The sequence below is a fragment of the Cupriavidus sp. YAF13 genome, from assembly GCF_052113425.1.
GTDB lineage: Bacteria > Pseudomonadota > Gammaproteobacteria > Burkholderiales > Burkholderiaceae > Cupriavidus.
In genome coordinates this window covers 137,542-162,421 of the sequence record NZ_JBFRDD010000004.1, presented here as the reverse complement: position 1 = coordinate 162,421, position 24,880 = coordinate 137,542, and the positions used below count along the sequence as shown (strand labels likewise).

24 protein-coding genes are annotated in these 24,880 nt (G+C 64.3%); 19 read left to right on the top strand and 5 right to left on the bottom strand.

Annotation, left to right across the window (positions count from 1 at the left end; genetic code table 11):
• The first annotated feature begins 41 nt into the window (after positions 1-41).
• The 8 genes from AB4061_RS05760 (at position 42) to AB4061_RS05725 (ending at position 9,926) form a co-directional block, all read left to right on the top strand.
• Positions 42-293, top strand: coding sequence for a helix-turn-helix domain-containing protein (locus tag AB4061_RS05760; protein WP_441631752.1), 252 nt, complete (start codon positions 42-44; stop codon positions 291-293).
• Between the two features lie 2 nt (positions 294-295).
• Positions 296-1,636, top strand: a complete 1,341-nt coding sequence (locus AB4061_RS05755; RefSeq protein ID WP_441631750.1) for a type II toxin-antitoxin system HipA family toxin — start codon at positions 296-298, stop codon at positions 1,634-1,636.
• Between the two features lie 132 nt (positions 1,637-1,768).
• Positions 1,769-2,944 carry an acyl-CoA dehydrogenase family protein gene (locus AB4061_RS05750; RefSeq protein WP_441631748.1) on the top strand — a complete coding sequence of 392 codons (1,176 nt, stop codon included), beginning with the start codon at positions 1,769-1,771 and terminating at the stop codon, positions 2,942-2,944.
• Positions 2,945-3,124: 180 nt separating this feature from the next.
• Positions 3,125-4,750: a histidine kinase N-terminal 7TM domain-containing protein gene (locus AB4061_RS05745; protein ID WP_441631746.1), complete on the top strand. Its 1,626-nt coding sequence runs from the start codon at positions 3,125-3,127 to the stop codon at positions 4,748-4,750.
• 332 nt (positions 4,751-5,082) lie between these two features.
• On the top strand, positions 5,083-6,018 hold the full coding sequence (locus tag AB4061_RS05740) for a tripartite tricarboxylate transporter substrate binding protein (RefSeq protein ID WP_441631838.1): 936 nt from the start codon (positions 5,083-5,085) through the stop codon (positions 6,016-6,018).
• Positions 6,019-6,102: 84 nt separating this feature from the next.
• Positions 6,103-6,903: an enoyl-CoA hydratase/isomerase family protein gene (locus AB4061_RS05735; protein WP_441631744.1), complete on the top strand. Its 801-nt coding sequence runs from the start codon at positions 6,103-6,105 to the stop codon at positions 6,901-6,903.
• A 4-nt stretch (positions 6,904-6,907) separates the two neighbouring features.
• Positions 6,908-9,013 (top strand): acetate--CoA ligase family protein, encoded by a 2,106-nt coding sequence (locus AB4061_RS05730; protein WP_441631742.1) that lies wholly within the window; start codon positions 6,908-6,910, stop codon positions 9,011-9,013.
• Between the two features lie 112 nt (positions 9,014-9,125).
• Complete coding sequence (locus tag AB4061_RS05725; RefSeq protein ID WP_441631741.1) at positions 9,126-9,926, top strand: IclR family transcriptional regulator; 801 nt, start codon at positions 9,126-9,128, stop codon at positions 9,924-9,926.
• Between the two features lie 8 nt (positions 9,927-9,934).
• Here AB4061_RS05725 and AB4061_RS05720 read toward each other — a convergent pair whose 3' ends face one another.
• From AB4061_RS05720 to AB4061_RS05700, 5 genes are all read right to left on the bottom strand, one after another.
• Complete coding sequence (locus tag AB4061_RS05720; RefSeq protein ID WP_441631739.1) at positions 9,935-11,206, bottom strand: MFS transporter; 1,272 nt, start codon at positions 11,204-11,206, stop codon at positions 9,935-9,937.
• Positions 11,203-11,769 carry an isochorismatase family protein gene (locus AB4061_RS05715; protein ID WP_441631737.1) on the bottom strand — a complete coding sequence of 189 codons (567 nt, stop codon included), beginning with the start codon at positions 11,767-11,769 and terminating at the stop codon, positions 11,203-11,205. The genes AB4061_RS05720 and AB4061_RS05715 overlap by 4 nt, the downstream gene beginning before the upstream one ends.
• A gap of 107 nt (positions 11,770-11,876) precedes the next feature.
• On the bottom strand, positions 11,877-12,335 hold the full coding sequence (locus AB4061_RS05710; protein WP_441631735.1) for a MarR family winged helix-turn-helix transcriptional regulator: 459 nt from the start codon (positions 12,333-12,335) through the stop codon (positions 11,877-11,879).
• Between the two features lie 102 nt (positions 12,336-12,437).
• Positions 12,438-14,567 (bottom strand): TonB-dependent siderophore receptor, encoded by a 2,130-nt coding sequence (locus tag AB4061_RS05705; protein ID WP_441631733.1) that lies wholly within the window; start codon positions 14,565-14,567, stop codon positions 12,438-12,440.
• A gap of 216 nt (positions 14,568-14,783) precedes the next feature.
• Positions 14,784-14,933 carry a hypothetical protein gene (locus tag AB4061_RS05700; protein WP_441631731.1) on the bottom strand — a complete coding sequence of 50 codons (150 nt, stop codon included), beginning with the start codon at positions 14,931-14,933 and terminating at the stop codon, positions 14,784-14,786.
• A gap of 657 nt (positions 14,934-15,590) precedes the next feature.
• Here AB4061_RS05700 and AB4061_RS05695 point away from each other — a divergent pair.
• The 11 genes from AB4061_RS05695 (at position 15,591) to AB4061_RS05645 (ending at position 24,439) form a co-directional block, all read left to right on the top strand.
• Positions 15,591-16,553: a chromate resistance protein ChrB domain-containing protein gene (locus tag AB4061_RS05695; RefSeq protein ID WP_441631729.1), complete on the top strand. Its 963-nt coding sequence runs from the start codon at positions 15,591-15,593 to the stop codon at positions 16,551-16,553.
• Between the two features lie 30 nt (positions 16,554-16,583).
• Entirely contained in the window at positions 16,584-17,786 is a 1,203-nt protein-coding gene (locus AB4061_RS05690) for a chromate transporter (RefSeq protein WP_441631727.1), read from the top strand.
• Between the two features lie 23 nt (positions 17,787-17,809).
• Positions 17,810-18,400, top strand: coding sequence for a superoxide dismutase (locus AB4061_RS05685; protein ID WP_441631836.1), 591 nt, complete (start codon positions 17,810-17,812; stop codon positions 18,398-18,400).
• Between the two features lie 142 nt (positions 18,401-18,542).
• On the top strand, positions 18,543-19,001 hold the full coding sequence (locus AB4061_RS05680) for a chromate resistance protein ChrB domain-containing protein (RefSeq protein WP_441631725.1): 459 nt from the start codon (positions 18,543-18,545) through the stop codon (positions 18,999-19,001).
• A gap of 32 nt (positions 19,002-19,033) precedes the next feature.
• Complete coding sequence (locus AB4061_RS05675) at positions 19,034-19,660, top strand: hypothetical protein (RefSeq protein ID WP_441631723.1); 627 nt, start codon at positions 19,034-19,036, stop codon at positions 19,658-19,660.
• Between the two features lie 42 nt (positions 19,661-19,702).
• Positions 19,703-20,935: an MFS transporter gene (locus AB4061_RS05670; RefSeq protein ID WP_441631721.1), complete on the top strand. Its 1,233-nt coding sequence runs from the start codon at positions 19,703-19,705 to the stop codon at positions 20,933-20,935.
• Between the two features lie 57 nt (positions 20,936-20,992).
• Positions 20,993-21,265, top strand: coding sequence for a hypothetical protein (locus AB4061_RS05665; protein WP_441631719.1), 273 nt, complete (start codon positions 20,993-20,995; stop codon positions 21,263-21,265).
• Between the two features lie 341 nt (positions 21,266-21,606).
• The gene (locus AB4061_RS05660; RefSeq protein WP_441631835.1) at positions 21,607-21,939 is read left to right on the top strand and encodes a hypothetical protein; all 333 of its coding nucleotides are present in this window, start codon (positions 21,607-21,609) and stop codon (positions 21,937-21,939) included.
• 352 nt (positions 21,940-22,291) lie between these two features.
• Positions 22,292-22,810 carry a DUF4142 domain-containing protein gene (locus tag AB4061_RS05655; protein ID WP_441631717.1) on the top strand — a complete coding sequence of 173 codons (519 nt, stop codon included), beginning with the start codon at positions 22,292-22,294 and terminating at the stop codon, positions 22,808-22,810.
• Between the two features lie 23 nt (positions 22,811-22,833).
• Positions 22,834-23,199, top strand: a complete 366-nt coding sequence (locus tag AB4061_RS05650; RefSeq protein WP_441631715.1) for a cupredoxin domain-containing protein — start codon at positions 22,834-22,836, stop codon at positions 23,197-23,199.
• 43 nt (positions 23,200-23,242) lie between these two features.
• Positions 23,243-24,439, top strand: coding sequence for a DUF4382 domain-containing protein (locus AB4061_RS05645; RefSeq protein WP_441631713.1), 1,197 nt, complete (start codon positions 23,243-23,245; stop codon positions 24,437-24,439).
• Positions 24,440-24,880: the final 441 nt, after the last annotated feature.

The following is a 24,880-nucleotide window of genomic DNA, read 5'->3' as shown; positions in this document are numbered from 1 at the left end:
AGTGAGATCACGCATTTCATGGGTAACTCCGGATCACCAAGATGAAACAGCTGCTCACCACTCCCAGCCAGCTCGGGCAAGTGCTGCAATCCGCACGGCGTGCCGCCAAGCTGTCCCAGACCGACCTTGCCGCGCGGCTGGATGTCAGCCAGAGCCGCATCTCCCACATGGAACTCAACCCGGGCAGCATCAGCGCCGACCAGTTGCTGGCCCTGATCAGCGTGCTCGGCCTGGAACTCGTCGTGCAGGATAAACGCGCGGCGGACGCCGAAGCCTCGCCGGTGGAGTGGTAGCCATGGGCCGCAGATCGCATGCGCGGGCGTTGTCGGTATGGGCCAATGGCGAGCGGGTAGGGACGTGGCGCATCCCCACGCGGGGCGACATGGAGTTGCAATACGACCCAGGCTGGCTGGCCTCGCCCGCCGGGCGCCCACTCTCCCTGTCGCTGCCCTTCGGCGTCGATACCTCACCGCTCAAGGGCGACCGGGTGCGCAATTACTTCGACAACCTGCTGCCCGACAGCGATGCCATCCGCAAGCGCCTGGCCACGCGTTTCAAGGCGGCAACCACGGAAGCCTTCGACCTGCTGGAAGCCATCGGCCGCGATTGCGTCGGCGCCGTGCAATTGCTCGGCGAGAACGAACAGCCAGCGGGCCATGACCGCATCGACGGTACGCCGCAATCCGACACCGATATTGAAAAGCTGCTGCGGCAGACGGTCAGCCCCACCGGCATGGGCGCGCAGGACGATGACGATGACTTCCGCATCTCCCTGGCCGGCGCGCAGGAAAAGACCGCGCTGCTGTGGCACGGCAACCAGTGGATGAAGCCCCACGGCGCCACGCCCACCACCCACATCCTCAAGCTGCCGCTCGGGCTGGTGGGCAACAAGCGGGCCGACCTCACTACCTCGGTCGAGAACGAGTGGCTCTGCCTGACCATCCTCGCCGCCTACGGCCTGCCGGTGGCACATAGCGAAATCAAAACCTTCGCCAGCCAGAAGGTCCTGAGCGTGCAGCGCTTCGACCGGCAGATGCATTCCTCGGGAGGCTGGATCCTGCGCCTGCCGCAGGAGGATTTCTGCCAGGCGCTCGGCGTCGCCCCGCACCTGAAGTACGAAGCGGATGGCGGCCCGGGCATGCGCGACATCGCCCAGATCCTGCGGCAATCGACCCATGCCGACGACGACCTGGAGATCTTCCTCACCACGCAGATCCTGTTCTGGATGCTGGCGGCGCCCGACGGGCATGCCAAGAATTTCAGCATCCGCCTGCTGCCGGGTGGGCGCTACCGGATGACGCCGCTCTATGACGTGATGTCGATCTGGCCGGTGGTCGGCAATGGGGCAAACCGGTGGTCATGGCACAAGGCCAAGCTGGCCATGGCGGTGGCCGGCAAGAACCGGCACTACCTGTTCAAGGACGTGCAGCGCCGGCATTTCAACGCCATGGCGCCCAAGTGCTTCCACGGCCCGGATGCCGAAGGCATAGTTCAGCGGCTCATTGCGCAGACGCCGGCGGTCATTGCCACGGTCAGCGCCGCCTTGCCGGAAGGCTTCCCGCAAAAGGTGGCGGACAGCATCCTGCAAGGGCTGGATGCGTCCGCCCGGCAGCTTGATCGCATGCCGCCTGGTTAAGCGGTGGGTTGGGTTTGCCCAGGCCAACCACTAAGCGCAAGACGAAGTGCACGGCGCGGCCTATGGTCGAGGGATGCCGGCTTGCATGCCGCACGCCACCCCCGACCCGAAAGCCCACTGACAGGACCCACGATGCGCCTCCTGACCCTGCCGCCCCTTGCGCACTATTTCACCGCCGAGCACGAACAGTTCCGCAGCACGCTGCGCGACTTCGTCGCCCGCGAGATCACGCCGTATGTGAACGACTGGGACGAATCCGGAACCTTTCCCCGCTCGCTGTACCGCCGCGCCGCGCAAGTCGGCCTGCTCGGGCTCGGTTACCCGGAACACTTCGGCGGCACGCCCGGCGACATCTTCTATCACCTGATCCAGGCGGAAGAGTTTGCCCGCTGCGGCTCCGGCGGCGTCAACGCATCGCTGCACTCCCACTCCATCGGCGTGCCGCCCATCGTCGCGGCCGGCAGCCCGGCGCTGCAGGAACGCGTGCTGCCCGCGGTCATCGCTGGCGACAAGATCGCCGCCCTGGCCATTACCGAGCCCGGCGGCGGCTCCGACGTGGCCAGCCTGAAGACCACGGCCGTGCGCGACGGCGACCACTACATCGTCAACGGTGAGAAGACTTTCATCACCTCCGGCATGCGCGCCGACTTCATCACCACCGCGGTGCGCACCGATCCCGCCAACAAGGGCGCGGGCGGCATCTCCCTGCTGCTGATCGAAGGCAACCCGCCCGGCCTGACCCGCACCGAACTCAAGAAAATGGGCTGGCTCGCCTCCGACACCGCCCACCTGCACTTCGACAACTGCCGGATCCCGGCCGCCAACCTGATTGGCGAAGAGAACCGCGGCTTCCAGATCATCATGCGCAACTTCAACGCCGAGCGGCTGGGGATGAGCGCCAGCGCCTATGGCTATGCCGAAGCCTGCCTGCAGGAAGCACTCGACTGGGCGCGCCAGCGCAGCACCTTCGGCCACCCGCTGGTGAAGCGCCAGGTGATCCGCCACAAGCTGGTCGACATGGCCCTGCGCATCGAAGCCGCCCGCAACCTCGTCTACGACCTGGCTTATCGCGTGCAGCATCAGGCCGGAGACCCGGCGCAACTGGTGGCGCGCACCTGCATGGCCAAGATCCAGGCCACCCAGGCCATGCAGTTCTGCGCCGACCAGGCCGTGCAGATCCTGGGCGGCATGGGTTTCATGCGTGGCACCCTGAGCGAGCGGGTATACCGCGAGGTCAAGGTCATGATGATCGGCGGCGGGTCGGAGGAAATCATGAAAGACCTGGCCGCGCGGCAGTTGGGGTTTTGAGGGGGGGAGATGTCCGAACGGCTTAAACGGCCAGTTCGAGGATCGTGCACATGAGGGCATGCGTCCCGGGAAGCGCCTCAGCCTCCCCGCGACACGGATCGGCCCCGCCGCGCCGCTTTATAATCCGACCGGAGAACCCACCGCTGGCGCTGCCGGCGGGCGTGTCCTGGAACCGGCCGAATGCCTTCGTATCCCCTTGTCCTCTGTCTCACCTTTGCGGTCGTCGGAAGTCTAACGGTTGCCGTCGCAACCTGGACGCGGCGGGACGACCCCATCGTCAAGGCCTTCCTGGCGCTGGCCCTGGGGAGCGCGCTATGGAGCGGCGGCCGCCTGCTCGAGTTGAACTCCGCCGACCTGGCAACACGCATCCTGTGGGCCAAGGTGCAATATGTGGGCATTGTCGCCGTGCCCATCGGCTGGCTCTGCGCCATGATCCAGCTCAGCCGGCCAAGATTCGTCATTCCCTGGTCGCTGCTCTGTCTGCCCATCGTCATCAATATCGTGACGCTGGCCCTGGTCTTTACCAACGAACGGCACCACCTGATCTGGACATCGATCCAGCTGGTGCCGGGGGGCGCGCCGCCGGGCGCCGTCTTCGGCCATGGCCCGGGATACGCCGCGGCGGCCGCCTACACCTACCTGCTGTTGCTGATCAGCGTTTACTTCCTGCTGACGGCCCGGGTACCAAGCAGCAGCCTGACCCGCGGGGGAAGGGCGGTGCTTGTGGGCGGCCTGGCGTTGCCGCTGGTGGCCAATATCGCGTACTTGCGCGGATGGACGGGGCCGCTGGGCGGCGACCTGACCCCCGCCACCTTCGCGGTGACGGCGGTGCTGGTGTGGGTATGCGCGCTGCGCAGGCATCTGGATGACGTTGGCCACTACGCCAGGCTCAGGGTCTTCGATGCCTTGCAAGAGGGCTGCGTGATCGTAAATGCCAACGACATCATCGTCGACTTCAACCCCGCCGCGCGGCGCCTGCTGGTGGAGGTGGAGCGGGGCAGCACGTTTCCGCCGGCCTGGCGGGACGCGATTGCCGCCAGCCGCAGCGGCGCGCCCGGCAGCGGCGGCTCGCACCTGATTTCGGAGGCGCGCGTCGACTACGAGCTCACCGTGGATTCGGTGCGCAACCTGAACCGGCAGCCGGTCGGGATCATTGTGTTCCTGCGCGACGTCACGCGCTTTCGCTCGCGCGAGCACGCGTTGACGCTGGAAAACTCCAGCCTGGCGGTGCGGCTCGGCGAGACCGAGGAAAAGCTCTCACGCATCGAGGCGGACCTCTATCGCGATGCGCTCACCGGCGCGCGCAACCGGCGCTACTTCCAGCGCGAGGCCGCCGTCGCGATTGCCGACGCGTTTGAGCGAGGCATTCCCGTCGGCCTGCTGATCATCGACGTCGATTACTTCAAGCAGTACAACGATCGCCACGGCCATGTGCATGGCGACGAATGCCTGCGCCGCGTTGCCGCCGCCATCGGCGAAGCCATGCGCAACGGCCCCGGCGACTTCTGCGCCCGCGTTGGCGGCGAAGAGTTCGCCATCGTGCTGCCAACGATCACGCCAGCCAATACACGGGAAGTCGGCCTGCGCCTGCTCAATGCCGTGCGCTCGCTGGCGCTGCCGCACGGCGGCTGGCCAGAGCATCCGTGCGTCACCATCAGCGTCGGCGCGGTTTGCGAAATCCCGGCGTCGCCAGCGCTGGAGTTCCTGCTCGAAAAAGCCGACGCAGCCATGTACGAGGCCAAGCGCAACGGCCGCGACCGCTTCATGATGCACAAGCCGGTGGCGTCGCCTGTGTACCCGGGCTGAACGTCTTTCATGGATTGGCCTGACCGGCCATCATCTCGGGAGTAGCCCGCGGCCGCTTGTCGTGACGGTGGTCTCGGGATGCCGGTAGCGGCCATGCCGGCCCCAAGCACGCCCCACGCACGCCCGCCGAGGCCTGATCTCAATTCCACTGCATGGAAATGCAGGGCTGTATTCGATCGTATTTGCGCTTAATCTGGGTTCATCGATAAACGACGGACAGGGCAAAGACATGGCGACTGTCCCGTCAAGAAACCCAGACGGAGACGCAAGTGCCTAATTCATTTCCCCTCTTCAAGCGGGCGCTGGCCACGTTGGCCATTCCGCTCGCCGCCATGGGCGCGCTGGCGCCAGCGGCCAACGCCGCAGCCTTCCCGGAAAAACCCATTCGCCTCGTCGTGCCCTTCGCCCCGGGTGGTGGGACCGACCTGATCGCCAGGACCATGGGCGTGACGATGTCGCAGGATCTCGGCCAGCCCGTGATCATCGACAACAAGCCGGGCGGCGGTACCATCATCGGCTCCGACACGGTGGCCAAGAGCGCACCGGATGGCTACACCTTGGTGATGGCCACGTTTGCGCACGCGGTCAACCCGAGCATCCACGCCAAGCTGCCCTACGCCACCGACAAGGCATTTGCGCCGGTGATGCTGGTAGGCCAGTCGCCCAACGTGCTGGTGGTTCGCCCGGACAGCCCCTACAAGACGGTGCAGGACCTGATCGCTGCCGCCAAGGCCAAGCCAGGAAAGATCTCGTTTGCATCTCAGGGCCCAGGCACTTCCGCGCACCTCGCGGGTGAACTGTTCAAGTCACTGGCCAAAGTCGACCTCAATCACATTCCCTACCGAGGCGCCGGCCCGGCCATCACCGACTTGCTGGGCGGCCAGGTGGATGTGATGTTCGCCACGGCCTCCGCAGTCGGGTCGTTGCTTGAGAACGGCAAGCTGCGGGCGATCGCGGTGACCACGGCCAAGCGCTCGACAAGCCCGGTCCTGGCGAAGGTGCCCACCATCGCGGAAAGCGGCGTGCCCGGCTACGTGGCCGAAAGCTGGTACGGGCTCTTCGTGCCGGCAGGCACGCCCGCCCCGGTGATTGCCCGCCTGAACGCCGCCGCCAGGAAAGCGGTGCAGACCGAGGCGTTCCGCAAGCGCGCCGAAACCGAGGGCCTGGAAGTCAGCGCGGGAACGCCCGAGGAATTCGGCCGCTATGTGCGCGCCGAGGAGGTTCGCTGGAGCCAGGTGGTCAAGCAAGCCAAGATCACCGCAGAGTAGTCGAGCAGCCCTCGATTGCGCATCGGCACGCAAAACACACGAAGCACGAATCAAAGCACAAAACACGAGATAGAGAGACCCACCATGAACGCCACTTCACTGATCACACTCGACATTGACGCCGGGATCGCCACCCTGACGCTGAACCGCCCTGAAAAGCGCAACGCCATGACCGACGACATGCGTACCGAGTTGATCGCCGCCCTGGAGCACGTCACCCAGGACAAGACCATTCGGGCGCTGGTGCTCACCGGCAACGGTAAAGGCTTCTGCGCAGGCGGCGATGTGGCCGGCATGCAGCGGCGCATGGATGCGCCGGCGGGCGAGGTGGCTTTCAACGGCTGGTCGCGCCAGCAACGGGTGCACCATACCGTGGCGCTGCTGCACAACATGCCCAAGCCCACCATTGCCGCGGTCAATGGCGCCGCCGCCGGGCTGGGTGCCGATATGGCCATGAGCTGCGATTTTGTGGTGGCATCGGAAAGCGCCAGTTTCGCCTGGTCATATATCCATCGTGGCTTGATCCCGGACGGCGGCGGCATGTACTTCCTGCCGCGCCGCACCGGGCTGTCCAAGGCCAAGGAGCTGATCTTCAGCGGGCGCAAGGTCGATGCCACAGAGGCTCTCCAGCTGGGCATCGCGGATCGCGTCAGCGAGCCGGAGGCGCTGTTGCCCAGTGCCAGAGCCTGGGCGGCGGAACTGAGCCAGGGCTCCGCAACTGCCCTGGCGCTGGGCAAGTCCATCCTGAACCAGGCCTTCGAGTTGCCGGCCGAGCAGGTATTCGCGCAGGGCAGCCAGGCGCAGGGCATCTGCTACACCAGCGCCGAGCATCGGGAATCCGTGCGGGCATTCCTGGCCAAGATGGCTGGAAAGGAACGGGCCTGACACCATGGACGCAGATAACGCACGCTCTGCCATCGCCCGCCTGGTCAAGCCGCGCAGCGTCGCCATCATCGGCGCTTCCGCCGATGCGGCCAAGACCGCCGGGCGCCCGGTCGCCTACCTGAAAAAGCATGGTTTCGCCGGCGCCATCTACCCGGTCAACCCCAAGGTGGGCGAGATTGACGGCATCCTCTGCTATGCGGATATCGACGCGTTGCCGGAAGTGCCGGATGTGGGCATCGTCCTGCTGGGCGCGCAGCGCGCCCACCTGGCCGTGCGCGAACTGGCCGCACTCGGCACCGGCGCCGCCATCGTGCTGGCCAGCGGCTACTCGGAGACGGGCGCCGAAGGCGCGCGCCGCCAGGCGGAACTGATCGAGGCAGCCGGCGCCATGCGCCTGCTCGGCCCCAACACCATCGGCCTGGTCAACCTCACCGACAATATCCCGCTCTCCGCCAGCGGGGCGCTGGAGATGGATCATTTCCCAGTCGGCAACATCGGCGTGGTCTCGCAGAGCGGCGGCATTCTTGGCGCTTTGCTCTCCCGCGCCGCCGCGCGCGGCATCGGGCTTTCCAAGCTGGTTTCCACCAGCAATGAAGCGGACCTCGACCTGGCCGATTTCATCGACTACCTGGCGGATGACGCGGCCACCCGTGTGATTGCGCTGTATGTGGAAAGCGTGCGCCATCCCGACCGATTCCGCGCCGCCGCGCTGAAAGCGGCCAGGGCCGGCAAGCCGGTGGTAGCGTTCAAGATTGGCCGCTCCGAGGCGGGGGCACGCGCCGCGGTGTCGCACACGGGCGCGCTGGCCGGCGCGGACCGGATGTACGACGCGCTGTTCCGGCAAGCCGGCGTGATCCGCGCGCAGACTTTCGCGGACCTGCTCGACATGCCCGCCGCGCTCGCCACCGGGAGGGCGTTGCGCGGCAACCGGGTTGCCATCCTGACCTCGACCGGCGGGGCCGGCACGCTGGTTTCGGACAGCCTCGGGTTGTCCGGCTTCGAGACACCCGCGCCGGACGAAGCCACCGCGCAACGGCTGCGGGCCCTGCAGCAGGGCGATCACGCGGCACTGGATCGCAACCCCATCGATGTCACCCTGGCAGGCCTGCAGCCGGACCTGCTGCGCGGCGCGATCCGGGCGCTGCTGGATAGCCCGAGCTATGACGCCGTTGCCGTCATCGTCGGGTCGTCCGGCCTGGCCATGCCAGACCTGATGGCAGGCGCGATCCAGGATTGCCTGCCCACCAGCGACAAGCCGGTGGTCGCCTTCGTCAGCCCGCATGCGCCGCAGGTGGCCAGCCTGCTGACCGCGCGCGGCGTGCCCGCATTCAGTGCGCCCGAGAGCTGTACGGCCGCGCTAAGCGCCATGCTGCGTGCCGGACAATGGCGCGAGGCGCCTGATGTCCCGGCCCAGGCGGCAGCCCTCATCGCCGGGGAGCTGCCGCGCGGCGCGCTGGATGAGGCAGCAGCAAAGCAGCTCTTCGCGCGTTTTGGCATCCCGTCGGTGCGCGAGCACATCGTACGCAATGGGCAAGAAGCCAGCGACGCCGCCCAGGACCTCGGTGCCCGCGTGGTCCTCAAGATCCTCAGTGCCGAGATCACGCACAAGAGTGATGTCGGCGGTGTCGCCGTCAACCTGACGCCGCAAGACGTCTCGGCGCGGTTGCCGGCGATGGCCGACGACGTGCGAGCGCACACCGGCGTGGTGCCCCAGCGCTTCCTTGTCCAGGAGATGGTCACCGGCGGCGTGGAGATGATCCTTGGCATGCACCGCGACGCGCTCGGCACCGCGATCCTGCTGGGCATGGGCGGCGTGACCGCGGAGCTGTTCAAGGACACCACCATGCGCATGCTGCCGCCGGCCGGCGGGCTGTCGCACACCGAAGCACTTGGCATGATCCAGGAACTGAAAACCTGGCCGCTGCTGGATGGCTTTCGCGGCCGGCCCAAGGCCGATGTTGCAGCGCTGGCCGATGCCATTGTGGCGTTTTCCAGCATGACGGCCGCGCTGGGCGAGCAGTTGGTGGAGGCGGAGATCAACCCGGTCTTCGTGCTGCCGGCATCGCAAGGCGTGCGGGCGGCAGATGGCGTGGTTGTGATGGCGGGCTGACTGCAGCAAGCCGGGCAGGGGGATCTGGCATAGTCATAGCAAATGATGCCAAACTCCCCTCCGATGCTTTAATTCCGGCTGCCGGAAATCAGCCCCACCCAGGAGCATGACCTTGGATCCCGAACTAGCGTTGTCGCGGGCGCGTGGCAGGGCGAGCAGCACGTCGGCCAATCGCTCGCTGGAGCGCGGCATGGAGATACTCCGGGCGTTTCGTGCGGGCTCGGAAGTGCTGGGCAACGGCGACCTGGCCGAACGTACCGGCCTGCCGCGCTCGACTGTCAGCCGGCTCACGCAAAGCCTGGTGGAGGCCGGCTTCCTCCAGTACGACGCCACGCTGCGCGCTTACCGGCTTGGCCCGCCGGTCCTGAGCCTGGCGCACGCCATGCGCGCCGGCTCTGCCGTGCTGCAGGCAGCAGCCCCGTTGATGCGCGAGCTCGCGCAAAGCCAGCACATCAACGTCGGGCTGGCCATGGCCGACCGCGACGAGATGGTCTATCTGGAATCCATCCGCTATAGCCGCAAGGTCTCGCTGCGCAGCGTTGTGACCGGGCAGCGTGTGCCCATGGCGCTTACCTCCCTGGGCCGCGCCTACCTGGCCGCGGCCCCCGAGCAGGAAACCAAGGCCTTGCTGGAAGGCTTCGGCAAGCGCCTGCGCGCAAACTGGCCCGCACTTGCAAAAGACATCGAGCAAGCCATCGGGCAAGTGCGCAAGCAGGGCTGGTGCATGGCGAGCTGGCAGCCGGAAGTGGTCGCGCTCTCCACGCCACTGGTGTTCAAGAGCTACGCCATCCACGTGCTGAACGTCAGCACCACCACGCAGGCAACGCCGGCCAGCGCCGCGCGCATTCTCAAGCCACACCTGATGAAACTGGCCGCGCAGATCCGCAGCGCGGTGGGCGACGAGGCCGTGTAACAGGCGGCTCACGCCTCCGGCTTCAGCATGTGTTCGTCGAAGCTCAGGTGCATGCGCCCGGCGTCGATACGCAAGCGCAGGCGATGGTATTTCGCGAGATAGCGCACGCCGACGATCGCAGCGGCAAAGCCCGCGCCAGCGCCAATGCCAAGCGCCCAGCGTGGCCCGAACGTATCGGCGACCCAGCCGACGATCGGCGCGCCAAGCGGGGTGCCACCCAAGGCCAAGGCGAAGAGGATGGCTACCACTCGGCCGCGCATGGCGGGTTCGGTCGATAGCTGCACCAGGCTGTTTGTCGACGTGGTCACAGTCTGTGCCGCCACGCCAACCATGATCAGTGCAAGACCAAACAGGGCGTAGCTGGGCATGATCGCGGCTAGCGCGCAGCCTACCCCGAACACCGTTGCGCCAGCGAGCAAAAGCGAGAAGCGCGGCTTGGCCCGCCTTGCCGCCAGCAAGGCGCCCGTCACCGACCCGATCGCCATGATCGACGTCAGGAAACCGAACTGATCCGCCCCGGCATGAAAGACGGTAACCGACATCGTCGAGATGTAAATCGGGAAATTCAGCCCAAACGTGCCGATCAGGAACAGCATGAGCAAGGCAGCCTTCAGGTCGTGGCGCCGCCAGACATAGCGAAAGCCCTCGGCAAAGCTGCCTCGCGTGCGGACCGCCCGGGCCTTCCGATGCAGTTCACCAAGGCGCAGGCGGCTCAACGCCCCCAGCACCGCGACAAAGGACGCCGCATTGATCAGGAATACCCATCCGGTGCCCACCACGCTGATCAGCACGCCGGCCACGGCAGGCCCAATCATCCGCGCTGCATTGAACGAGGTGGAATTCAGCGCCACGGCATTGGACAGGTCCGAATCCCCGACCAGCTCGGCGACAAACGTCTGGCGCGCGGGTGAATCGAATGCCGTGACGCAGCCGAGCAAGAACGCAAACAGGTACACGTGCCACAACTGGACGTGCCCGGACAAGGTCAGCAGCCCCAGCCCGAGCGCCAGCGTGCCCATGGCGGCCTGCGTGGCAAGCAGGAGCTTGCGCCTGTCGAAATGATCCGCCGCAAAGCCGGTCAAGGGTAACAAGAGCATCTGGGGCCCGAACTGCAGCGCCATGACCACGCCCACGGACGTTGCGTTCTTGTGCGTCAGATGCGTGAGCACCAGCCAGTCCTGCGCGGTGCGCTGCATCCAGGTTCCCACATTGGATACGATGGCCCCGCCGGCCCACAGCCGGTAGTTGAAGTTGTCAAGTGAACGGAAGGTGCCTCTCACCGGCTGCCGCCCTTTTCGAGCAGATCGATGATCTCGCGGGTTGTGCCTGTCTCACCCAGCCTCGGGAAAATCCGCGCAATGCTGTTCGCGTGCGCATCCAGGCTCATGTCGGTCATGGCATCGACGGCCAGGGCGACGTTGAACCCAAGCTCATGCGCCTGGCGCGCGGTCGACTCCACGCCGATGCTGGTCGCGACGCCGGCAAGCACCACCTGCGTCACACCCAGCTTTCTCAGTTGCGCCTCAAGGTCGGTATTGGTGAATGCTCCCCACGTCAGCTTTGTCACCGTGAGGTCGGCCGGCTGCCGGTTCAACTCGGGCACCAGATCGGCCCATCCGGCAGGAAGATCGCCAAGCCTGCGGCCCTGTTCGGTACGGCCGGGGGCGCCGCCGGCAACGTTGACCAGCACTACTGGCAGGCCGTGGCCGCGGAACGCGGTGGCAAGGGTCGCGGACTGCTTCACGATTTCGTCGACCGGGTGCGCGACGGGAAGCGAGACGATTCCCTGCTGCAGATCGATGACAACCAGAGCGGTTTTCGGATCAAGAACGGTGACTGGCATGGTGGTTTCTCTCGGTTTTTCTCTCGGTTTTCTCTCGGTCGACAGGGACTGCGGCAAGTCCGGAGCAGGGCGCGGGCCGGGACTTTGAAAGGGTCCCATCGCAAGGCTCACGAGTCGGCCAGCCGTTTGAGCAGGGCGATGCCAGCCGCAAGCCCCTCTTGCTCCGCCGCCGCAAGTTTTGTCCGGATGACACGCAGCAGCCAGTCTTCCCGCGCCGCCCGGGTCGCCAGGATCATCTCCCTGGCGTCAGCCGTGAGCGACAAGATGGTCTGCCGCCCGTCGACCGGATCCGGCGCGCCACTCACAAGCCCGGCCGCTTCCAGGACGGCAACCGTGGCGCCCATGGACTGCGACCGCACACCCTCGGCCCGCGCCAGCGTTGTCACAGTGGCCGGACCATCACGCTCCAGGCGGCCAAGAACCGACATCTGGGCCCAGGTGAGGTCGCCCGGATGCACCTCTTCACGCAGGCGGCGCCTCAGCTGGCCGATCACGATACGAAGATCGGTTGCCAGCGCGGATGCGCGGGCATCCAGCGGATCATCCTGTTTGTGGTTGCCATGCATGTCCCCAATGTAGTCGATGCGAAGGAAAACTACAAAGGTAAACTTCCTATTTTGTACAGGTTCATCATGGTTGACGGTCTGGGAGATCCAAACACCATGGCCTCAGTAGCTCAGCCGCAGGCCCAGGCGCACGGTACGGCCGGCACCGGGCATTACCCACACGCTGCTATAGGAGCTGGCGTAGTAGGTCTTGTCGAACAGGTTGTCGACGTTAAGCGTCACGCGTACCGTCTTGCTGTATTGCCAATAGCCCAGCACGTCGGCCAGCGTGTAGGCGGGCAGCGAGAAGCTGTTCCGCGAGTCGCCGGAGCGCTTGCCGACATAGCGGATGCCGCCGCCTACGCCGTAGCGCTGGCCGACGGGGGCCGCATCCTCGTACACCGCCATCACGCTGCCGCTGGTGCGCGGGATGTTGGCCAGCGGCGTGCCGGCGGCGAGCGTGCTGTCCTGGGTGATTTCGGCGTCGATATAGGCGAAGTTGCCGGTCACGCGCCAATGCGTGCCGAGCTGACTGGATGCGTCGAGTTCCACCCCTCGGCTGCGCGCCTCGCCGGCGGCCACCGAGTAGGAGGGGTCCAGCGGGTCGGCGGTCAGCACATTACGCTTGCGGATCTCGAAGACCGACAGCGTGGCGCCGAGACGGCGGTCGTCGCTGTCGAGCTTCACGCCGGCTTCCACGGCCCGCCCGTGTTCCGCAGAGAACGGGTTGCCGGCGGAATCGGTGCCGGTATTAGGGCGGAACGAGCGGCTGGCGTTGGCGAACAGGGAGACGTTGTTGCTGGCCAGATAGGTAAGGCCGATGCGCGGCGAGACCGCGCTCTGATGCTGGCTGGCACGCGTGCCGAGCAGGCGGTTGTCCAGCGACTGGTTGTAGGCATCGAAACGCGCGCCGGCCAGCAGGCGCCAGCGTTCGCCCAGCCGCAGTTGGTCCTGGGCATAGAGGCCAAGACTGGTCTGGCGCTCGTAGGTGTCGGTGTTGGCTGCCAGTGTGGGCGGGGCCTGGCCATAGGCCGGGTTGTAGATGTCGATGGCATAGAGCGCGCCGGCGCTGGGGTTCTTGCGCAGCTGCACCTGGGTGTTGCCGAAGCGGTAGGCGTCCACGCCGACGATCAACTCGTGGCCGATGGCGCCGGTGTCGAACTTGCCGGTCATGTCGGCCTGCAGCGAGACGTCGTCGGACTGGTAGTCGCGATAGCGACGCTGGCGTCTCAGGGTACGTTGGTCTGCGGACAGCGCGCTGGCCTCGGTGGAGTAGCCCACCAGGCTGCCGCCGCGGTAGGCTGCGGCCAGGCGGCCTTTCAAGTTCGGCGAGAACTGGTGTTCGACGCTCAACTGGTGCGACTGGCTGTCGAGGCGGATGTCGCCATCGTTTGGCTCGCCGAGGAAGCGCGAGCGCGGTACGGCGCCCAACTGCCCGTTGATGGCCACCACGCCGCGGTCCAGCGGGGTGGTGTAGCGCTGGAACTCGGCCGCGTACTGCACGATGGTGTCAGCGCCCAGGGTCCAGGTGAACGACGGCGCCACCAGGTAGCGCTTGCTGTTGATGAAGTCGCGCGTGCTACCTTCGTGGTCGCCCACGGCGATCAGCCGCCCGGCCACGTTGTCGCTGATGGCGCCGGTGACGTCGGCCGACACGCGGTAGCCATCACGGCTGCTGACCTCCATGTCGTAGGTCTGGCTGGGCTTGAACTGTGGCTGCTTGGTGATGACGTTGATGCTGCCGCCGGGTTCGCTGTTACCGTATAGCGAGGAGGTCGGGCCCTTGAGCACCTCCACGCGTTCGATGGTGGCCGCGTCGCGCGGCGCGGTGAAGCCGCGGTTGGCGGCAAAGCCGTTGACAAGATAGCCAGCGCCGGTGTTCTCGTTGCCGGTGAAGCCGCGTATCGCGTAGTTGTCCCACAGGCCGCCGAAGCTGTTCTGGCGCGACACGCCGCTGGCGTAGTCGAAGGTCTGGTCCAGCCGCGTGGCGCCGATATCGTCGATCAGCTCGCGCGGCAACACACGCACGGATTGCGGCACCTCGCGCAGCGGGGCCTCGGTGCGCGTCGCGCCGGTGGCGGTGGAAGGCGCGTAGGTATTGTCGGCAGTGCTGACCACCGAGACTTCGGGGAGCGTCGTCGCGGGCGCCTCCTCGGCATCGGCGAGCGGCGCGGTGATCGCCGTGGCGGCGGCCAGTGCGGCGAGGGGACTACGCCGTCGTTGGCCGGCTGGAGTGACAGAAAATATCGGCATGTTCGGATCAGAGTGAAGCGCGGGCGCTAGGTAGCGCGTTGGGGGTTCGGCGGTGGCGCGGCGCGAGGCGGCCGGTCCCGACGGGTGGGCCAACGTGATTGGAGCCTTATTGCAACTAGGTTGCATTATAAGGATCTTCTTCATCACTTGTGTGGAATTTTCCGGCGCCGCGGCGCCATGCCACAGGGTCGACATGCCGGCAAGCAGGGCTGGGGGCTATGCCGCTTCCACCAGCCGGTGCAGCGTGAGGTTGCGTGCCACGTCCCGACTGCATTCGATATGAGCGCGCAGCAACCCGCGCGCACCAGGGCAGTCGCGCGCGACGATCGCCTGCAGAACGCCTGCATGCTCTTCGTAGGTGGCCACTATCCGTGGCCGCTGTGTGAAGTCCAGACACCAGTTGGTGCAGTGGCTCCGCGCCGCTCGTGGCGCGCTGAAGATGCCTATTGCCGAGCCGCTGAGGCATTTCCAACCACATGGCCACCTATGACGGGCTCCGTGGCGCTGGAGGCCGTCAAGCTTACGCTGGCCAAGCTGGCCAAACTCGGACATTTGAGCTTAGCCAAAAGGGGGTGGGGACGAAAACATGAACTAGCTCCAAGTAGTCCAAGTTTTCGTCCCCACCCCCGAAGCGGACATTCTGATGTGGCCTTTACAACCGTTCCCACCGATAATCATTGTTATGTTAAATCAAAGCCTGAGGCGCTGACTGACTGAACGCCTATCCTCCCCATCAGTGCATCGGCACATTTCAGAGGCCAATGGGTGCGCCGCCGGTGCCCCTGGTTCAATTCGGTGAACTGGCTTCCCGTCGAAACGCTTTGCCCAACTTGAGCGGTCCCAAGCGACACCGAGTGTGGCGCTCCATCCACGTCTGCCAAGCGTCCAGGCTGGTCTGCGAGGCGGCGCCAAGCCATCCACGATCGATCCATCTAAAGACGGCAATCTACAGGGCTGCGCCGGCTTTTTGTAATGATCTCTACATCATTGAAACCCGTGCTCAGCCCCCCTATGCTGCCTTCCATGACCACATCCCAAGATTCCTGGATCCTGCTGATTGTCAGCCTTCCCACATCGGGCGCGACCGCCCGCATGCGGATTTGGCGCACGCTCAAGACGTTAGGTGGAGCCGCCTTGCGCGACGGGGCTTATCTGCTGCCGGCCAGGGCCGAGCAAGTGGCGCAATTCCGCGAACTGGCCGACGAAACCCAGCAGCAGGATGGCCAAGCCTGGCTGTTGACGGTGCATCCCCAAGAGGACGACGACGCTGCCGCCTACCGCGCACTGTTCGACCGATCGGGCGACTATGCCGAGTTCCTCGCCTCCGTCTCGGAAGCCCGCCAGACGCTTTCCGGACTAAGTGAAGCCGAGCTCAATCGCTTGCTGCGGCGGCTCGGACGCATTTACGAATCGATTCGCAAGGTTGATTTCTTCCCCAACGAGGCGTCCCTGCGTGCCGAGGCGCAGTGGCGGGACTTTACGGGCGCCATTGAAACGATCCTGTCGCCTGGAGAGCCGCACCCTGCTGCCGGGGCGATCGCGCGGCGCGACCCCACCCAGTACCACGGGCGGCTCTGGGCGACCCGCCGCCATCTTTGGGTCGACCGGGTGGCGTGCGCCTGGTTGATCCAGCGCTTCATCGACCCCCACGCCCGCTTTCTGTGGCTCGAATCCCCCAGTGACTGCCCAACCGATGCGCTGGGCTTCGATTTCGACGACGCGACATTCACCCATGTTGGCGACAAGGTTTCCTTCGAGGTGCTGCTTGCAAGCTTTGGCCTGGACGCGAATCCAGGATTGCAGCGCCTGGCGGAGATGGTCCACGCGCTGGATGTCGGCGGCCCGACCGTTCCCGAAGCGAGCGGGTTCGAGGCGATCCTGGCCGGCGCCCGCGAGCGGCTAGCCGACGACGATGCGCTGTTGGCCGAAATCGGCCTGGTGCTGGATTCCCTGCATGCCCACTTTTTGAATCACCGGAAACGCTAGCCGTCACCGCCCCCATCTCAAGGAAGATCAATGAGCAACCTGCAGCAAGCCGACATTCCGCAAGCGCCGGCGGCCGAACGGCCGAGCTATTCGCTCTGGCAACTTGTGTTCTATATGTTGCGCCTGGGTACGCTGGGCTTCGGCGGCCCCGTTGCCCTCGCTGGCTACATGCACCGGGACTTGGTGGATGCGCGTAAGTGGATTACCGACGCCGATTACAAGGAAGGCCTGGCGCTGGCGCAGTTGGCTCCCGGTCCGCTTGCCGCGCAGCTCGCCATCTATCTCGGCTATGTGCACTATCGCGTCGTCGGCGCGACCTTGGTCGGCATTGCATTCGTCATTCCGTCGTTCCTGATGGTGGTGGCACTGGGTTGGGCCTACGTCCGGTTCGGCGGGTTGACCTGGATGCAGTCTGTGTTCTACGGGGTTGGCGCCGCGGTCATCGGGATCATTGCGATCAGCGCCTACAAGCTCACCAACAAGAGCGTGGGCAAGGACAAGCTGCTGTGGGTGATCTACCTGGTGTTGGCAACGGTGACCGTGGTGACCGAATCGGAGATCGCCTGGCTGTTCCTTGCGGCCGGCTTCGTAGTCTGGTTCTGGCGCGCGCCACCGAAGTGGCTGCGACAAGGTGGCCTCAATGCCATTGCGGCGACGCAATTGCCTACGGTGGGCGGGATCGTCAGCACTGTGGATTGGCCGCTGCTGACGCAGATCGGCGTGTTCTTCGCCAAGGCCGGCGCCTTCGTATTCGGGTCCGGGCTTGCCATCGTGCCGTTCCTGTACGGTGGCGTCGTGACCGAGCACCATTGGTTGAACGACAAGCAGTTTGTCGACGCGGTGGCAGTGGCCATGATCACGCCGGGCCCCGTGGTGATCACGGTCGGGTTCATCGGCTACCTGGTTGCCGGCCTGCCGGGGGCGTCCGTGGCCGCGCTGGGCACCTTCCTGCCTTGCTACCTGTTCACCGTGATCCCGGCGCCCTACTTCAAGAAGTACGGGAAACGCCCCGGCATCATCGCCTTCGTCGATGGCGTGACGGCGGCGGCTGTCGGGGCCATCACGGGCGCCGTGATCGTCCTGGCCAAACGCTCAATTATCGATCTGCCCACTGTCTTGCTTGCGCTTGTTACGGTCGCGCTGCTTTGGAAATTCAAGAAGCTGCCTGAGCCAGTCATCGTCGTCGGCGCCGCACTAATCGGCCTGGTCGCCTACCCGCTCCTCCACGCATGAGCCGCACGAACAAAGAATCCATCATGACCTATGCAATGAAGCCGCTGGGCGTCGATCCCGGCAAGCTCACTGGCCTCTCGGAAAAACTGATCGTCAGCCACTACGAGAACAACTATGGCGGCGCTGTGAAGCGATTGAATGCCATCGCCGCGGAACTTGCCTCGCTGGATCCGGCGACCGCACCCGTCTTTGTGCTCAATGGCCTGAAGCGCGAAGAACTGATCGCTACCAATTCAATGATCTTGCACGAGGTGTACTTTGACGGGCTCGGTGATGGCGGCAGCTTGGGCGGCGAGCTGGAGTTGGCGCTCATCCGTGACTTCGGCAGCGTGGCGCGCTGGCAGGCCGAGTTCATCGCAATGGGCAAGGCACTAGGCGGCGGCTCGGGATGGGTGTTGCTGACTTACTCGCCGCGAGACAAGCGGCTTGTGAACCAGTGGGCGCCCGATCACGCACATACCCTCGCCGGGGCTACCCCGATCCTGGCGCTTGACATGTATGAGCATTCTTACCACATGGACTTCGGCGCAAAAGCTGCGGCATATGTGGATGCCTTCATGCAGAACATTCATTGGGCCCAGGCAGCCGAGCGCTTCGCCGTGGCCCGAAAATAATTCCGGATACCAGATCACGCCAGCCAGGACAATGCCGCCCGGCTAGAAGACACAGGCTTCCGAGCAGCGTATCTCACCGGCGGCATCGAGGAATGGGCCGCCGGCAATCACCCGACGATCGGCAAACCGTAAGGAGCCAGCCATGAAATGGATTACCCGCGAACGTCCGAAGATTGACCGGATTGCCTGCCCTTGGCTGATCGCCCGCTTTATCGACAAGGAACCAGAATTTTTGTACGTGCCAACCGGCGACGTCGTGAAAGTCGCTGGCGAGACGGGTGCCGTTCCCTACGACATCCCTGGCGTCGAGCTTTCGCATGTCGGCGAACTATGCAGCTTTGACGCGTTCCTGGATAAATACCATCTGAATGATCCAGCCTTGCAGCAACTAGCCGGCATCGTGCGGGGCGCGGACACGTCAAAGCTGGATCTCACCCCGCAATCCGGAGGGCTCTACGCTATCTCGCTGGGTCTGTCCCAGGTGTTCACCGACGATCACGAGATGCTCCGGCATGGCATGGTGGTGTATGACGCCCTGTATGCCTGGTGCCTGCATTGCCAGGCGGAGACGCATCGGTGGCCACCGAAGATGCCTGCGTGAACTTCTTTGCGATGTCGCCCGGGAGGTACCCCGTGAAAGCGATCCTGCTCTTTGTATGGATGCTGCTGACAGCCATGCCGGCAACTGGAGAAACGATCATGTTCAACCAGAACAAACAAGGTGCCTTGCCTGCGGGATGGGTGGCCGGTGTTACCGGCCGCGGCACACCGAGGTGGACCGTCGAGGCTGACCCGACCGCGGTGAATAGCGCCAACGTGCTCAAGCAATCGGGCTCCGGAGACTTCCCCTGGTGTGTGAAGTCAGCCGTCTCCATCTCCGATGGCTTCGTAGAAGCAAGGTTCAAGCCCATTGCCGGTCGCGAAGACCAGGCCGGCGGCGTCGTCTGGCGCTGGAAGAGCGGCGATAACTACTATGTCGCGCGAGCGAATGCACTGGAGAACAATGTCTCCCTGTACTACACAACGGGCGGCCGCAGGCACACAATCCAATATCAGGAGGCCCCTGTCCTTGCCCGGGTCTGGCATACGCTGCGCGTCGAGTTCATCGGCAACCATATCCAGGTTGCGCTGGACGGCAAACGCTACATCGATGTGACGGACGACCACATTGGCGGCGCCGGCGCAGTCGGCCTATGGACCAAGGCGGATAGCGTGACCTTGTTCGACACCTTCTCGTTCGGAAATGCCGGCGCGAACTAGGAACGAAGAAGACAAAGCCCATGCATTCTTAAGGACCCGGCTGTGCCCACCGACCCAGTCTGGCTTGCGCGCCTGGTACTGCCTGCAGGCGTCCATCCCAGCGCGTTGCCGTTTCTCATCGGCCGCGCGCTACGCGGCTTCTGCGATGGGTTTATCGCCGTCCTACTGCCAGCGTACCTGCTTGCACTCGGTTTCGCGCAACTGGCAGTGGGATTGATCAGCAGTGCCACCCTGATCGGCTCGGCACTGGCGACGATACTGGTGGGCGTCATCGGCCATCGCTACCCGCAGCGCCGCCTGCTGTTGTTGGCGGCGGCATTGATGGCCGCGACCGGCATAGGTTTCGCCGGACTGTCTTCCCTTTGGCCGCTGTTGCTCGTCGCATTCATTGGCACGCTCAACCCAAGCTCCGGAGACGTCAGCGTGTTCCTGCCACTCGAGCAGGCCGCTCTTGCGGATTCGTCGGCCTCCGACGGCCGCACGGCGCTATTCGCCCGTTACAGCCTGACCGGGGCCCTCTCCGCCGCCATAGGCGCGCTGGCAGCAGCGCTGCCGGACTGGCTCGCCGCGCAAATCGGGATTCCTTTTCTCAGCGCCATGCGCGCGATGTTCATGATCTATGCCTTGACCGGTGTCGCACTCTACGCCCTCTATGCCCGCATGCCCGTGCCACACCCCCACGTGCCGTCAGTGAGAATACCGCTTGGCCCCTCTCGCCGCATCGTTACCCACCTTGCGCTGCTCTTTAGCGTCGACGCCTTTGCCGGCGGCCTGGTGGTGAACTCTCTGCTGGCGCTGTGGTTGATGCAGCGCTTCGGTCTTTCCCCAGGCGCCGCTGGCCAGTTCTTTTTCTGGGCGGGGCTGCTCACCGCAGGCTCCCAGCTCGTTGCCGTGCCGCTAGCTCGCAAGTTCGGCTTGCTGAACACGATGGTGTTCAGCCACGTTCCCTCCAGCCTCTGCCTGATCGCGGCCGCTTTTTCTCCCTCCCTGGCAGCGACCCTGGCCCTGTTGCTCGTGCGCAGCGCGTTGTCGCAGATGGACGTACCGACCCGGACCGCTTATGTGATGGCCGTGGTGACGCCGCCCGAACGTCCGGCGGCCGCAAGTCTGACTGCGGTACCGAGGAGCCTGGCATCCGCACTTGGCCCGGCCCTCGCGGGCGGCCTCTTGGCAACGGGCTGGGTCGGCGTCCCGCTGGTTGCCTGCGGCCTGCTCAAGATCGCCTATGACCTCGCGCTCCTCCGTGCATTTCGGCACATCAAGCCAGTCGATTGAACGGAAACTTGGGGGGCAGTTTCCACCTCAAATACATAGAGTGAGATGGAGGTTGTCATGCGCATATTGATGCACCTTGTTTTGGCCGCCTTGCTCGTCGGTTGCACGACCCAAGCCGAACGCACCGCCCAGGCGGAACGTGAGGTCGACCAAATGATCAGCGTGTATGGCCCGGCGTGCGAGAAGCTCGGATATAAGGGCAACTCCGACCCATGGAGGGACTGCGTTTTGAGCCTGGATGCGAAGGAAAGCACAGAGCGCTACAGCCGTTACCCGACTTCGACGACTTGCTTCGGGCATCGCGGTTTCTTCCAGTGCACGACGTTCTAGAATTTGCTTCTTGTCCTCAGGATCGCGCCATAGTCACCGCTGGCTGTGCTTGACGAACAAATTGCCAGGATTGGAAACAAGGTGGAACAGGCGAACTTATCTTGCATGTTTATTCTTAATGACAACCACCATTAAACTCGCAAATAGGTGTACCCCATAGGCTCCTGATACAACCGCTTACACGTTGGTCGCCACGCCGATGGCCGAGGCGTCAACCTCGTTGCGCGCGCACCGTTACAGACGGTAGCCCATCTTTAATTCTGAAAATAGGCTTAATTCTGCAAATAGGCGGCCGACTGATGGCCGCAGCGCGTATTTCCAGAAGCATCAGGAGCATCATCATGCACAGGGTCTTGGCATTTGGCCTGCTGGCTGGCATCGCCGTTCTTACCTCCGGCTCTGCCGAGGCACGCGTTGACGTAGGAATTGGTATTGGCCTGCCCTGGCCGGCCGTGGTTGCGCCTCCTCCTCCTGCTTACTATGAGCCGGCACCCGTCTATGAGCCGGCACCCGTTTATGTCGCACCTCGGCCGGTCGTTGTTGCACCCGGCTACTACGACGATTGGCAGGCCCGTGCCTGGCGCGAACAGCAATGGCGTGAAAGGCGCTGGAGAGAACGCGAATGGCGCGAGCGGCACCGCGAGTGGCATCGCTGGCACGACGACGATGACTGACGCAGCGACAAGCGAACTCGATCGTTGATGGCATTGACGAATCGTCTCGCGGGCTCGGATGTATTTCGCGACGATTCTAAACAGTGCCGGTGCGCCTTCCCAAGGGTACGCAATTGCCGGAGCGAGGCACGCACCGTTGCTTTTTTTATCTTCTTGGCACATCGCATCCGGACGGCCCGCATAGACGAAAATTGTCTTCGCCTAGCCTATATTCAATGTGTTGCCGTGGTCGCCTGTGGGGATAGCCGGCGTCATTGCGGGCGCCCTGAATCCAGGGGGCCGCGCGGCACCAAAACCCACTGCCATGCGGGCTAGGAATGCGTGGCCAATTCATCGCTGAGGAGCAAAAAAAATGAAGAACATCTCGGTAACTCTCGGGGTCATCCTTGCCCTCGCCGGAGTCGCAGCCGTGGCCCAAACACCCAACGACGCGCAGATCGCGGCGATCGTCGTCACCGCAAACCAAGTCGACATTGACGCGGGAAAAATTGCGCAGAGGAGCGGTCACTCCCAGGACGTAAAGGCTTTCGGAAAACAGATGGTCACTGACCATACCGGTGTGAACAAACAGGCCGTGGCGCTGGTCAAGAAGCTGAAAGTCACTCCGGAGAAGAATCCAACGAGTGAAAGCCTGCAGTCTGGCGGCAACGAGAACGTAAAGGCGCTGAGGGGACTCAAGGGCGCAAGTTTCGACAAGGCGTATATCGACCACGAAGTGGCGTATCACGAACAAGTGATTGATGCACTCGACAAGACGCTCATTCCCAATGCGCAGAACGACGAGCTAAAGGCGCTGCTGGTTGCTGTGCGCCCGGCGTTTGTCGGGCACCTGGAGCATGCGAAGCAGATCCAATCCTCGCTAGGCAAGTGATTCTCTGCACCAGCAAGACGTCCATGCACCAACTACCGACACGACCCGATGGGCGGCGGCGAAGGCACCTGCTCGCGGTTGCACTGATCTTTGCGTGGGGCATGCCCTGCGTCGGTCCCAGTGCAATCGCGGCCGAAAAAACGGAAAGACACACGGTGGTGATCGAGGGCGCGAAGTTTGAGCCCGAGGCCATTAGCGTCAAGCGAGGGGATACGATTGTGTGGGTCAACAAAGATCCATATCCCCACACCGTCACGGCGCCCGGGGTGTTCGACTCCCACAGCATCGTTGCTGGCGGGTCGTGGCGGTATATTGCACACAAAACTGGCGAAATCCCCTATGCCTGCACGCTGCACCCGAACATGAAAGGGGCGCTCAAGGTCGAATAGCCGCCAAATCGAGCTTTATCCCGGAATCCGGAGACAACACACCATGAGTCCCAAGAACCGTTTCCCGTTACCCCTGCGGTTTCTCGTGCTTGGTGGCGCGGTCGCTCTTGCCGGCTGCGGCGGTGGCGGTGGCGGATCGTTCAGCAGCGGTTCAGGCACTTTGAGCGTGTCTATGACCGACGCGCCTTCCTGCGGCTTTGACCATGTATTTGTCACTGTTGACAAGGTGCGGGTCCATACCAATCCCAACGCCGATGTGAGCGGCTCTGGCTGGGCCGACGTGACTGTCAGCCCGGCGCGACGGATCGATCTGCTGTCGCTCACCAACGGTGTGCTCACGGTGCTCGGCCAGACCCCGTTGCCAGCCGGCACATACCAGCAGATCCGCCTGGTGTTGGTCCCCAACGGGGCCGGCGCCCTGGCCAATTCCGTGGTTCCGACCGGTCGTAGTGAGCAAGCCCTCGATACGCCCAGCGCAATCCAGACCGGAATCAAGATCATCCGGCCCTTCACGGTGGCGCCCAATACCTTGACTGACCTGATACTTGACTTCGATGCCTGCAAGTCGATTGTCGCGCGCGGCAATGGCACTTTTGGCCTGAAGCCAGTGGTGACCGCCCTGCCGACCGTGGTGAGTGGCGCGGTCACGGGGATGCTGAGCAGCGCGCCCGGCGCTCAGGTCTATGCCGAGCGCAATGGTGTAGTGGTTAAGGCGACCATGGCTGACGCCAACGGCAACTTCACCCTCTCGCCGATTGAGCAGAGCAGCACCGCCGGCAATGTTGACGTGGTGATCGTGCCAACCTCGACGAATGGCCGGGGCACCGGCATCGTACGCAGCGTGCCTGTGGTGGCGGGCGGCAGCACCGCCGTCGCGACCGCGGCGGCGCCCATCAGCCTTCCGATCTCCGTGTTCCGCACCGTTTCCGGCGTGGTCACTCCTGCCAGTGCGCAAGCCACGATCCGCGCCCTGCAACTGACAGGAGGCGGCACTTTCGAGATCGCTGCGACGGCAGCGGCCTCTGACACCGGAGCCTACAGCCTGTTCCCGAACCAGCCTGCCCTGCCGGCAGCCGCACCGGTAGTGGGAACCTACCAGACCACGCTGCCGATTCCGCTGACGGCGGACGCCAGCGCCGCAGGAAAATATAGCATCCAGGCGACCAGTACAGCTGGCACGGTCAGCACGCAGCAGGTCAATGTGACCCTATCGGATGTGACCCAGAACTTTGCATTCTGACGCGCAGGGTGCCGGCAGGGGGACCGATTGCCCTCCCTGCCGGCATCTCGGTCCGCCAGTGATGCGGCGGCAAGCTGCGGCAGACTGAATGCGTTGATGTCTTGGGCCCGCAATATAGCGGGTTCGACCTGAGACCTGAGACCTGGTTTGGATGCGGAGGCACGGGAACAGACGCTGGCCGAGATGTGCATTACAGAGCACCAGCGCAATCCTATGTGGAATCATGACCAATGGCGTTCGCACGGCATTTCCATGGGCTCATTTCTGACATATTTTCGCGCCGAAGCACTGCATCCTTGGCCCCCAGCGGCGCCGCGCGCCGTCAGCCCGGAATTGACCAAGAAGGATTGTGTTCAAGCTCCAACGCCAAGTTTTCCTTGTCCCTTGGACAATCTTGGACAATCGCGAATACTCGCTGCTATATTGCGTGAACCAATCCTG

What these genes read in the sequence shown, in the direction of transcription:
- AB4061_RS05690 (WP_441631727.1), top strand. Translation starts at nt 16,584, where the DNA reads ATGAGCAACCTGCAGCAAGCCGACATTCCGCAAGCGCCGGCGGCCGAA.
- AB4061_RS05715 (WP_441631737.1), bottom strand. Translation starts at nt 11,769, where the DNA reads ATGCCAGTCACCGTTCTTGATCCGAAAACCGCTCTGGTTGTCATCGAT.
- AB4061_RS05735 (WP_441631744.1), top strand. Translation starts at nt 6,103, where the DNA reads ATGAACGCCACTTCACTGATCACACTCGACATTGACGCCGGGATCGCC.
- AB4061_RS05705 (WP_441631733.1), bottom strand. Translation starts at nt 14,567, where the DNA reads ATGCCGATATTTTCTGTCACTCCAGCCGGCCAACGACGGCGTAGTCCC.
- AB4061_RS05645 (WP_441631713.1), top strand. Translation starts at nt 23,243, where the DNA reads ATGAGTCCCAAGAACCGTTTCCCGTTACCCCTGCGGTTTCTCGTGCTT.
- AB4061_RS05650 (WP_441631715.1), top strand. Translation starts at nt 22,834, where the DNA reads ATGCACCAACTACCGACACGACCCGATGGGCGGCGGCGAAGGCACCTG.
- AB4061_RS05695 (WP_441631729.1), top strand. Translation starts at nt 15,591, where the DNA reads ATGACCACATCCCAAGATTCCTGGATCCTGCTGATTGTCAGCCTTCCC.
- AB4061_RS05760 (WP_441631752.1), top strand. Translation starts at nt 42, where the DNA reads ATGAAACAGCTGCTCACCACTCCCAGCCAGCTCGGGCAAGTGCTGCAA.
- AB4061_RS05680 (WP_441631725.1), top strand. Translation starts at nt 18,543, where the DNA reads ATGAAATGGATTACCCGCGAACGTCCGAAGATTGACCGGATTGCCTGC.
- AB4061_RS05665 (WP_441631719.1), top strand. Translation starts at nt 20,993, where the DNA reads ATGCGCATATTGATGCACCTTGTTTTGGCCGCCTTGCTCGTCGGTTGC.
- AB4061_RS05740 (WP_441631838.1), top strand. Translation starts at nt 5,083, where the DNA reads ATGGGCGCGCTGGCGCCAGCGGCCAACGCCGCAGCCTTCCCGGAAAAA.
- AB4061_RS05745 (WP_441631746.1), top strand. Translation starts at nt 3,125, where the DNA reads ATGCCTTCGTATCCCCTTGTCCTCTGTCTCACCTTTGCGGTCGTCGGA.
- AB4061_RS05755 (WP_441631750.1), top strand. Translation starts at nt 296, where the DNA reads ATGGGCCGCAGATCGCATGCGCGGGCGTTGTCGGTATGGGCCAATGGC.
- AB4061_RS05655 (WP_441631717.1), top strand. Translation starts at nt 22,292, where the DNA reads ATGAAGAACATCTCGGTAACTCTCGGGGTCATCCTTGCCCTCGCCGGA.
- AB4061_RS05710 (WP_441631735.1), bottom strand. Translation starts at nt 12,335, where the DNA reads ATGCATGGCAACCACAAACAGGATGATCCGCTGGATGCCCGCGCATCC.
- AB4061_RS05660 (WP_441631835.1), top strand. Translation starts at nt 21,607, where the DNA reads ATGCACAGGGTCTTGGCATTTGGCCTGCTGGCTGGCATCGCCGTTCTT.
- AB4061_RS05730 (WP_441631742.1), top strand. Translation starts at nt 6,908, where the DNA reads ATGGACGCAGATAACGCACGCTCTGCCATCGCCCGCCTGGTCAAGCCG.
- AB4061_RS05750 (WP_441631748.1), top strand. Translation starts at nt 1,769, where the DNA reads ATGCGCCTCCTGACCCTGCCGCCCCTTGCGCACTATTTCACCGCCGAG.
- AB4061_RS05685 (WP_441631836.1), top strand. Translation starts at nt 17,810, where the DNA reads ATGACCTATGCAATGAAGCCGCTGGGCGTCGATCCCGGCAAGCTCACT.